The organism is Thermostichus sp. OS-CIW-30 (assembly GCF_054060215.1).
Window position 1 is genome coordinate 80,446 of the sequence record NZ_JBSSCZ010000012.1, and the last position, 8,943, is coordinate 89,388.

General features: G+C 59.2%; 6 protein-coding genes. 1 reads left to right on the forward strand and 5 read right to left on the reverse strand.

Translation table 11 applies throughout. The annotated features are described in order from the left end of the window. Nucleotides 1-39: 39 nt before the first annotated feature. From ACVWZF_RS06850 to ACVWZF_RS06870, 5 genes are all read right to left on the reverse strand, one after another. Entirely contained in the window at nucleotides 40-1,260 is a 1,221-nt protein-coding gene (locus ACVWZF_RS06850) for a DUF445 domain-containing protein (protein WP_414374087.1), read from the reverse strand. A gap of 66 nt (nucleotides 1,261-1,326) precedes the next feature. Beyond that, nucleotides 1,327-2,247: a hypothetical protein gene (locus tag ACVWZF_RS06855; protein WP_457411157.1), complete on the reverse strand. Its 921-nt coding sequence runs from the start codon at nucleotides 2,245-2,247 to the stop codon at nucleotides 1,327-1,329. A gap of 134 nt (nucleotides 2,248-2,381) precedes the next feature. Then, nucleotides 2,382-4,178: an S-layer homology domain-containing protein gene (locus tag ACVWZF_RS06860; protein ID WP_457411158.1), complete on the reverse strand. Its 1,797-nt coding sequence runs from the start codon at nucleotides 4,176-4,178 to the stop codon at nucleotides 2,382-2,384. Between the two features lie 174 nt (nucleotides 4,179-4,352). Then, nucleotides 4,353-5,393: an NADP(H)-dependent aldo-keto reductase gene (locus ACVWZF_RS06865; RefSeq protein ID WP_011434463.1), complete on the reverse strand. Its 1,041-nt coding sequence runs from the start codon at nucleotides 5,391-5,393 to the stop codon at nucleotides 4,353-4,355. 93 nt (nucleotides 5,394-5,486) lie between these two features. Beyond that, nucleotides 5,487-7,241 (reverse strand): hypothetical protein, encoded by a 1,755-nt coding sequence (locus ACVWZF_RS06870; protein WP_238376825.1) that lies wholly within the window; start codon nucleotides 7,239-7,241, stop codon nucleotides 5,487-5,489. Between the two features lie 443 nt (nucleotides 7,242-7,684). On the opposite strand from ACVWZF_RS06870, the gene ACVWZF_RS06875 reads away from it, so the two are divergent. Next, entirely contained in the window at nucleotides 7,685-8,806 is a 1,122-nt protein-coding gene (locus ACVWZF_RS06875; protein ID WP_011434461.1) for a PP2C family protein-serine/threonine phosphatase, read from the forward strand. Nucleotides 8,807-8,943 lie beyond the last annotated feature (137 nt).

The window sequence follows — 8,943 nt, forward strand, 5'->3', positions numbered from 1 at the left end:
CTCATATCATAGCCAAAGTCAAAGCCCAACCCAAACTCGTCAGCCCAGCAAGAACAGCACCTGCACACAGCCCACCAAAAAGCCGAGGAGGCCGCCTAAGTTGACGATGGCCTGGAGTTCTTGGCGCACAATCTGCTGGATGGCCTGCTCCAGGTCGGCAGGGGAGGTGGCGTTGACTTTATCGGCAATGACCTGATCCAGGTTCAACACCGGGATCACCTGCATCATCAGGGATTCGAGATCCCGTTCTAGGTAGCGCTCCAAGACCAAAGCCAGGTCGGCGCTGATCTGGTCGATGGAGGTGATCAACGCCTTGGAGTTGCGCAGGCGTCCCAACACCAGGCTGGCCACTTTTTCCCAATCGATGGTCTCCCCCAGCCCTTTGATAACCTCTGGCCCTTGGCTGCGCAGGTAATCTTGGATCCCGTCGCGGAGGGCACGGCGCAACTGACGCACGGCGGAAACCGGCAGGTTTTGCAGCGAGAGGTTCTGCAGGATCTCGGTCAGGCGGCGGGAGGCGTTGATGTCTTTGAGCAGATCTTCCAAGATGGCTTCTGCCCCTTCCGGCTCTTCCAGACAATAGGTGCGCAGGCGCAACAGGGCATTTTTCAGGCCGAACAAGTTGGCCACCACCCAGTAGGAGCCGGTCGCTCGTTCACGAAACTCCTCGTCAAGGGATTCGATGTTGCGATCGGTGAGAAAGTCCACCAAGTTCTGCCGCAACACCTTTGGGGGCAGCGCCTGCTTCAGGATCCACTCCGAGAGCTGCTTGGCCTGCTCGGCACTGAGACGCAGCTCCAGCAACACTTGGTCGAACAGTTGGTTAATGGGCCCTTCCAAAAAGGTTTCTTGGCGGGCAAGCACCTTCACCAGGCGGGGCAACGACTCGTTAAACAGGTCGGCTAAAATGCGCGCCAACACCTGAGCAGTTTGCTGCTGTTGCTCAGGGTTTTGCAGCCGATCCAGGGCTACCCCCAGCAGCCAGCGGATCCCAGCTTGCATGCGCTCGGTTTGCAGCAGCTTGCGGGCCAGATTGTGCAGTTCCTCCGGCGTGAGCAGGGATCCCATGATGGTCTTGGCGATCTGCTTGGCCAGACGAGGCTGGTTCTGCGGGATCAGGCCGGGGGTAAAGGGGATGCGCCAGCCGAAAACCCGATAGGGGCGGTAGGGCCGGAACAGCATTTTGATGGCAATGTCGTTGGTGAAATAGCCGATCACCAGCCCGGCCAGCGGGGGCACAACGTAGATCCAGAAGGCCATGGAAGCAATGGAGGGGGCTCTCTTCTACTCTACCGAGCTGCCCCAGCGCAAGAGAGCGTTGACCAGTTATTGGATGATCAGGCTATCGGTCAGTTCCAGCTCCACCAACGTATTGGGCTGTAGCGTCACCACCCGGTCAATATTGGTACTGCCTGCCGCAGCGCCGGCCAAGCTGCCGGCCAAGATCGGCAAAAAGCCCCATCCCCCCGTGAGGATCCCCAAGGCCAACCCACCTGCTGCCCCATAGCCTGCCCCGCGGGCTACAGTTGTGCCGACGTCGGCGTTGCGATCCAACCCGACTGGTAGCGGCGCAGATTGGCCTCTCACCAAGTAGGTGGAAGACCCAATGGTGAGGCGGTTGGCCACAAAGCGGCTGCCGACGACCCGCTCTTGGGGATCGGCGCTCTCCGACTCCCGACCAGGAAACTTCTGTTCTCGGTAAACCGGCTCAAAAGTGCCCCACACTACACTCCCTGCCGGGATCACCACCTGGCCAAAGCGATCCGCCACCGGCTCGGAGACTTCCAGGTGGCCGTTAATGGCCTGGTAGGGCTGGAAAGTGATGGGGCGGTAGACCGTGAGGAGAATACGGGTGCCGGCAGGCAGCTCGCCCCGCGTGGCTCCAGGGAGATCCCCACCTGGGCTGAGGTCGGGCCGACGTTGATAGGAATAGGCCTCGCCTTGGGGGAGTTGTCCACCTGGGGCCGCTTGAACGGGCACCACCGGGATCGGGTCCAAGGCCGGAGCTGTGGGATCCAGCGGCATTTGCGGCACCTGAGGTACAGGCGGTAGGGCCGTGGCAGAGCCGGGGGAGGGCGGAGGGCTCAGCAAGGGCAGGGTAGGGACGGGATCCCCCCTGAGGGGCACCGGCTGAGGGGTGAACTCGAACTGCTGAGCAGCAACCGGGGTAACGGCACCGGCTATCAACACCCCCCAAAAGGAACTCCTCTGCAACAAATGCAGGAACGGCTGCAAGGTTGAGCTCATGGATCCCATCCGGTCGCAACTGGCAGTAGCTTAACATCCTGCCCCGCTTGTGCCCACTAGATTTAGTAGGTATTAAGGGATCGGAAGCTCTTAAAACACTATTGAGCCTGTTCGGGGTCTGGATCGAGTTTTCCCTAGGGGCTGGGGGAAGGAGAAGGAGTCGGTCCGCCGGGATCCCCTGGCTGGGGGGCTGGGGATTCTGGCTTAGGAGACTCTGTAGCCTCACTCTCCTGAGCCTCGGGGCTGGACTCCGGCTTGGGTTCTGCAGGAGACCGTCCTTCTGGAGAAGGAGAAGGTGAAGGCTCCCCGCCAGGCTGTGGAGTCGGAGTGGGTGTGGGGGTCGGTGTTGAAGTCAGGGTGGGTGTAGCTTCCGGCGTGGGTGTGGGAGTAGGCGTAGCTACCGGTGTTGGGGTTGGCGTTGGGGTCAGAGCTGGAGTCGGCGTTGGGGTCGGTGTGGGCGTGGCTGTCGGTGTTGGGGTTGGTGTTGGGGTCGGTGTGGGTGTCGCTGCTGGTGTCGGGGTTGGTGTTGGGGTCGGTGTGGGAGTGGGCTGGGCGGCCTGCACCTGGAAAGACCACTGCTGGATGGCAGTGTTGCCGCTGGTATCGGCAATTTGGACGGCGATCAAGGTCGGTCGATCGGTGGGCAGCGGCTCGGCTGGGGTGTAGGCGAAGCCGGTGCGGGTGAGCTGGGCTTGGGCGGTGACATCCGCGTTGTTCACCAGCAAGGTAAAGCTATTCAGGTCAATTCCTTGGTCATCTTGGAAACGGGCTGAGATGGAGGGGCGAGAGTTGTCGGTTAGGGATCCGTTGGGAGGGGCCAGTTCGCTGATGGTGGGGAAGGTGGTGTCGGTAACCCGCCCGATGGTGATGGTCTTATCCGGCAGCTGCACCAGGGTTACCAGTCCATCCCGCTCCAAGCGGGCAAAAACAGGCGCTTCTGAGGCCCGGTCTTGGCTGCGGAAGGTGTAGCTGCCCTCGTATTGCCCTGGGCGGGTTTCCTGCAGTGGCAGGTTGTAGGCAATGCCGGGGATGGAAAACGATCCCTGCGCCCCTGGGGATCCCAGCAAAAACACGGTAACGGTATCCCCTGGGTTTACGGATCCCAGCTCTTCGCGGGCAAAGAAGGTTCTCACTTCTGGGGCGGCGGGCAGCGTTTCTACCAGAGGCTCAATGGGAATGTCTGGCGTGGTCAGGGGTTCGGGCGTAGGGGTGACCTGGGCAAGGAGCTCGGTGCGGATCCCAGGGCCGGGAATGGCAGCCCCCACCGGCGGATCCAAATTGGGTACTCGACCCACCTTGGCCAGCGCTTGGTAGGTAAGAGCAGCCACTTCCCCCCGCGTGGCCACCGCCTGGGCATTCAATTGAGTGGGGTTGGGGTAGAGCACCAACAGCCCTTTCTGAACCGCTGTCGCGATGGGGGCGCGGGCAAAGTTGGGAACCAAATTGGCATCGCCGAACGCGGATAGGATCGCGTCAATTTGGCCGGCATCTTCGATGAGCCTACCGTTGGTGGCGGCACGGGTCAGGACAGTGATGGCCTGCGCACGGGTGAGCACATCGTTGGGGCGAAAGGTGCCGTCCGGAAAGCCGGAAACAAACCCTGCCGCTGCCGCCGCGCCGATGGAGGGAGCCGCCCAACTGGGAATGGGATCGGCAAAGGAGCGCACAGGAACGTTGGTATCTAGGCCAAAAGCCTTGGTGACAATAACGGCAAATTGGGCACGGGTGATGGATTCATTGGGACGAAAGGTGCCATCCGGGAAGCCGCCGATGATCTGCCGTTCATTCAACCCGGCAATGTACTGGGCACCCCAATAGGTGCTGATATCAGAAAGTTGGGCCCAAGCGGGATCCCCAAGCCAGGCCAAGCTGCTGCAACTGATCACCAAAGCCGCAGTTTTCCAGCCCTGCCAAAGGGAAAGCTCACGCATCGTTCACACCTCAGGTTCTGGGTACGGGATTTACAGTCTTGGATCCCCACTCTCGGTTGGGAGGGGCCCTGGAAGTTGGCCGGACAGAAGTGTAGGAGAGGATGATCCAAACCGCACACCCAGACGAGGAAACCTTCTGAAAAGTTCTGTCTGGCCACCGGTTTCGCCAACCTTTCAGGGGGCAGGATTGGGGTAGCGCTGGTGAACCGCTTCGATCTCCGCCAGGATCTGCGGGGACAGCTCCACATCCAGGCAACTGAGGTTCTCTTTGAGTTGGGTCAGGCTGGTGGCCCCAATGATGGTGCTGGTGACAAACCAGCGGCTGCGCACAAAGGCCAAAGCCAACTGGGCCGGTGTCAGACCGTGCCGGCGGGCAATTTGCACATAGGCAGCCACCGCTTCTTCCACATTGGGCTTGCGGTACCGCTGGCCAAAGCCTTCAAACAAGGCCAAACGGGATCCCGGCGGCTTCACCCCCCCCAGATATTTGCCCGTCAGCAGCCCAAATCCGAGCGGGCTGTAGGCCAGCAAGCCCACCTGCTCGTGGCGGCAGACTTCCGCCAGGCCCATTTCAAACGTGCGGTTGATGAGGCTGTAGGCATTCTGAATCGAGACCACCTTGGGCAACCCCAGTTGCTCGGCCACCTGGCAGAACTTGCTCACCCCCCAAGGGGTTTCGTTGCTCAGGCCGATGTAGCGAATGAGACCCTCTTGCACCAATTCCGCCAGAGCCTGCAACTGCTCGGCAATGGGAACGGTGGGCCGCTCCTGGCTGGGATCGTAGGCAACGCCCCCAAACAGGGGCACGTAGCGATCCGGCCAGTGGATCTGGTAGAGGTCGATGTAGTCGGTCTTCAGGCGTTTGAGGCTATCGGCCACCGCCTGCTTGAGGTTGTCGCGGGTGATGGACAGGGATCCGCCGCGAATCCAATGCCAGGGCCGACCAGGGCCGGTGATCTTGGTGGCCAGGATCAGGCGATGCCGCGGTTGGTGTTGTAGCCACTCGCCGATGTAGCGCTCGGTGGATCCCTGGGTTTCCGCCCGCGCCGGCACCGGGTACATCTCGGCGGTATCGATGAAGTTGATCCCGTGCTCCACCGCGTAGTCGAGCTGTTCGAAAGCCTCAGACAAAGTATTCTGCTGCCCAAAGGTCATGGTGCCCAGGCAGATCTCGGAAACTTGCAAAGGGCTGTGGCCAAGCTGGCGGTAGCGCATGGGGAATCTCCGTCTCCAACCCTAGACAGCGCGCCAGTCCCCATTGTGCCCAAAACCTGTCGGCCTACGGGATCCCCCGCTATGCCCCCGTTCCTATTTCGGTGCGGATCCCAGCAGGGGAACGTACTCGCGGTAGAGCTGACCCAAAATTTCCAGACCAATGCGGGTGCGGCTATCGGGGGGGCGAGCCTCAATGGCCGCCTTGACTTGCAAAATCGTGCCCACCGGATAGGGGGAGCGCAGCTCCTCCCGCTTGCCCAAAAACACATCCGTAAAGTAGTCGATCAGCCGCTTGACTTCCCCCACGTCTTTGCGGGAAATGTCCATATCCAAAACGGTGGTCAACTTGGCCCGCATAGCCTGAAAACTTTGCTGGCCGGTGTTGAGGGCCACCCGCTTGGCCAGGCTATCCACCACAATTTGGGTGATCTTCTCCACATTTTGGGTGACGATTTCTCGGTGGCGGGCGGCAAAGCGCAACTGAACCTCATCCAGAAATCGTTCTCGTTCCAGAATCTGGATGCCCTGTTGCTCCAAATCCACCCCATAGCTCTGCAATTGCTTATACTGATTCAAAACCCATTGGTTGTAGAAGGAATCCGCCAAAACTCGCCAATAGCCGATGAGGGTGGCCTCGGCAAAGGGAACGCTGACCAAATAAGCTTCGCTGGTGATGTGGCGCAAATGCTCTGTCAGCTTGTCTCGCTCCTTCTCATCCAAGTAGGAGGTGCGCGGCACCCAAACTGCCCCGTACTCGCTTTTCACCTCTCCGGGCAGGGATCCGAAGAGGGTGTCAAAAAACTGATGAATGCTGAAGAGAAGAAACTTTCCCGGATCCTGAAGGCGGTTGAGCAGTTCCTGTTTTTTCTCCTCCTGATATTGGGCCACCAATTGCTGGGCCTCGGCGATCTGGCCGCGGGCCACCTCCACATCTTGCCGCAGCTTTTCAATCTCCTCCGAGCTCACCATCTCAACACCAGTAGGCTCCCGTTCCCCGCTGAAATAGCTGCCCCCCAGCCCGCTGCCCCCAATGCCCACCAGGGGAGCGTCGCTGTCGTTGTCCAGGGTTAGAAGGCGAGCAAGAGCCTGGAGTCGAGCCTGCCGATTGGAGGAGCGCAGGGATCCCAGCTCCACCGGATCCCCACTTTCCCAACCGTCCAACCCACCGATGCGGTAGAGCGTGTAAAAATACTTGCTGAGCAGAAGCGCCAGCAGATGCCTGTTCTTGACCTCGTTGTACTCCAGGTAGGCTCGCAGACACAGTTGGAAGGCGATGTTGGGCAAGCTGCGACACACCTTCATAATCTGGGTGTAGACCCTTTGCAGGTGAGGCCGAAAGCTGCGTGGGATCGCCTCGGGCCGTAGGCCGCGCAACAAGAACTCCTGCTGGCGCAGATCTTGAGGGGTAAAGTAAAAACTTTCTTGCCAAAGCAGCTCATCCAAGTCACGGGCAAAAATCGGTTTTAAATGATCGATAATCTGCACCACAACCGACTCGGTGAAGGCCGGTATAATCTTTTCGATGTGAAGCTGATCGTAAACAGAGCGCAGCCGCTCGCTGCGGAAGTCTTCGATGGAGATCAGCCCCTTCATGGTTCCGATCCGACCATCGCTCAGCAGGAACTTATAGACCACTTCGGCAGTGGCCCCTGGGGAGAGAACAAGAGTTCCCGTCAAGTCAGGGCAGATTTGCAGGGGGCGTAGCAGGCGGCTGGTTTCACTGACGCTGAAGCAACTCCAAGCTGCCGGGTTTAACACCACCGACGATAGGGAGGCCAACAATTGCTTCTCATCCAAGTCCTCCAGCCGGATTTCTCCCCTGTGAGCTTCGCTAGGTCCCGGAGGCAAGCTCGCCCGCGAATCCTGAACGGCGGAAGGGGATAAGGATGGGGGAGATGTGCTCATGCGGTAAAGGCTATTGAATCTTAACGTTCACTCTAAGTCGGCGAAGGATGGATGAGTGTGATCTGTATCTCTGTATCCAATGAAAGTCTCTCAAGAAGAATCTGCCCAGAATCTGCCTCGAATTGTCTCCCGCCACCAGTATCTGGAAACGGTTAGCTTTTGGGTAGCGTGCAACCACGGTTTTGAGGATCCACAAATCGATACGTACCTTCAGCTCCGATGGATGAGGCTGCTGAGGCTTCACCCCTTTGTCGTGGACTGCTTGCCGAGCCGGTTTTCCTGCTGCAACCCCTAAGCTAGGATGAAAGATCTGCCTATCGGTATGGGATATCGGGCTGGAGTTGGGTTTGAATGCGTTTTGACTTCAGGATTGGGGTGCAGCGGTCATGACGACCATTTTGATTGTCGACGACGATCCGACGATTCGGCTGGTGTTGAAGCGATCCCTGGAACGACAGGGCTACACCGTGGAGATGGCCAGCAACGGTTCCGAGGGGCTGGAGCAAGCCCACCTGCTGGTGCCGGGGCTGATCATCTGTGACTGGATGATGCCGGACATGGATGGGCTGGAGGTTTGCCGACGCATCAAAGCCGATCCCAAGTTTTCCACGACGTTTTTTATTTTGCTCACCGCCCGCACTGAGGTGGAAGACCGCATCCAGGGCCTGGATGCCGGAGCAGATGAGTTTCTAAGCAAGCCCATCGACCCCAATGAGTTGCGGGCACGTGTGCGAGCCGGATTACGCTTGCACCAGCTCAGCTATGACCTGCAGCAGCAAACGGCCAGGTTACGGGCAGAATTGGCCGAGGCGGCCAGCTATGTGCGTTCTCTCCTGCCGGAGCCGGCCTATTTTCCCGACTGCAAAGTGACCCTCGAGTGGCGCTTTTTGCCCTCCCAGGAATTGGGGGGAGATTCGTTTAACTATCATTGGCTGGATGAGGAACACCTGGCCATCTATCTGCTGGATGTGTCGGGGCATGGGGTGGGATCCGCTCTGTTGTCGGTGTCGGTGATGAACCAGTTGCGCACTCAAGGCTTGGCCGATGCCGATCCCCGCCAGCCGGACGCGGTCTTGCGCGCCCTCAACCACTCTTTTCAAATGGGATCCCACCATGAGATGTACTTCACCCTTTGGTACGGGGTTTACCAGCCGGGATCCCGTCTGCTCTCTTTTGCCAGTGCCGGCCACCCACCTGCCCTGCTCATCCAGGGTCAGGATTCGCTCCTGCTGAAGACTGCCAACTTGCCCATTGGCATTTTGCCCGACCTCACTTTTCAAAGGGATCAGGTGCGGATCCCCGAGAACAGCCATCTCTACCTGTTCAGTGATGGAGTTTACGAAGTCATAAACCCCCAGAGAGAAATCTGGGGGCTGGACAATTTGATAGCCCTGCTGAGCAAGGGCGCTGGCAATAGTTTGGATCAGGTGATCCATCAGGCCCAATCCTTTCAGGGGCGGACGGACTTTGAGGATGATTTCTCCCTGCTCCGGATCAGCTTTGGTTAGAGGTGAGTTATGGCTATTGCAAGCTGCTTTGAGGCGATCCCCTGACCAAAAGGCGCGGCAAGCCCCGTCCTTCAGGGCAGGGAAGGATAGCGCCGACCGTAGCCGACGCCCTTTAAAAACGCAGTGCCGGCCATGTG